We start from the raw sequence: 1,213 nt of genomic DNA, 5'->3' as shown, positions 1-1,213 counted from the left end.
GGCCGGCGGGATCACTCCTGCGTAAGGGGCGGATGGAACTCCGAGGCGAGCATCGCGTAGGTGGCGCCATCCACCCAGCCGCGCGTGAGATGCAGAGACTCCTCCTTGAACGTGCCCTCGTGACGCATCCCCACCTTCTCCATGATGCGCAGGCTCGGAGCGTTGTCCGCGAAGGCATGAGCCTCCACGCGCCGCACACCCAGATCGTCGAACGCGAAGCCCAGCAGGGCTCGCGCAAGCTCGGTGCCATAGCCCTGCCCGGCCTGGCGCGGATCGATCGTCCAGCCGAGCTCGGCCTGGGCGTCCCGGGCTTCCTCCCGCGGGCCGCCCTGACTCCACGCGTCCTGCACCGCGACCTTCCCGACACCGACGATGACGTCTCCGGCCCGCACGGTGAGACGGTCCCCCGCCCCGAGGTAGGACTCGCGCAGCGCGTTCTCACTCTCCGGGCGGCCGGAGGTCCACGACCACACCTGCTCACGACGGCAGAAGCTCCACACGGCGGGTGCATCGAGACCCCGGAACGGGGTGAGGGTCAGCCGGCGGGCTCGCAGCGGGAAGCAGACGCCTCGACTCGCGGCGAGCTCCAGGAGAGGGGTGGCCATGACAGACAGGGTACGAACAAAAGTTCTCGAGTCAGCCCCCGGACAGACCAGTGCCCGCACCCTGCGTCGATGTCAGATCCACGCGGCCAGCCAGGGCCCGTTGACCTCGGGCAGATCCCGCCACGGAGTCCCGCACCTGCACTGGCAGATGATCGCTTCGACCATCGTGCGGGCATCCGAGAAGGGTCGGCCCTGCTGGCCCGTGCGGTCTGGAGCAGCGGGGCGATCAGCTCCGATTTGGCGTCGGAGACGACCTGGAACCGGGACATAGCTCCCCGGATCTCAGCGGGTCCCTGGAGCCATTCTCAGACACGCCCTAGGCCATCTCCAGCGCCGAGGCCCGCCTCACATCCGAGGAGGTCCTCCACGCTCAGGTGACGCGGCTCAGACACGATGCAACAGTCGATCGAGGGCCTCTCGCCCGGCGGCCCGCTCACGGACGTCGTCGGAGTCCATGAGGTCCAGCGCCACGACTGTTTCAGTGCGAAGCAGGGCGGAGGGATCCACGGGTGCAGGTATGTGGCGGATCACCACTTCCCCCGCCGCCGAGGCGTCGAGGCGGAGCCGCGACTGGAGAGCCTCCAGGTCGCCGAGCAGATAGCCCTCCT

The 1,213-nt window shown here is 68.9% G+C and carries 3 protein-coding genes; all 3 read right to left on the bottom strand.

Translation table 11 applies throughout. The features are described from left to right. Positions 1–11: 11 nt before the first annotated feature. The gene (locus ACFWJO_RS39025) at positions 12–605 is read right to left on the bottom strand and encodes a GNAT family N-acetyltransferase (protein WP_205810640.1); all 594 of its coding nucleotides are present in this window, start codon (positions 603–605) and stop codon (positions 12–14) included. A gap of 72 nt (positions 606–677) precedes the next feature. Beyond that, positions 678–842: a transposase gene (locus tag ACFWJO_RS39020; protein WP_385409226.1), complete on the bottom strand. Its 165-nt coding sequence runs from the start codon at positions 840–842 to the stop codon at positions 678–680. Positions 843–989: 147 nt separating this feature from the next. Further along, positions 990–1,213 (bottom strand): hypothetical protein (locus ACFWJO_RS39015; RefSeq protein ID WP_386872963.1); only part of this gene is annotated, 224 nt, incomplete at its 5' end.

It is taken from the genome of Streptomyces sp. NPDC127092 (assembly GCF_042722475.1).
GTDB lineage: Bacteria > Actinomycetota > Actinomycetes > Streptomycetales > Streptomycetaceae > Streptomyces.
Note: the sequence above shows the minus strand (reverse complement) of the source record. Positions and strands in the feature narration are given on the sequence as shown.

Bases quoted from the DNA above. Each gene is read 5' to 3' on its own strand.
- ACFWJO_RS39025 (WP_205810640.1), bottom strand. From the start codon at position 605: ATGGCCACCCCTCTCCTGGAGCTCGCCGCGAGTCGAGGCGTCTGCTTC.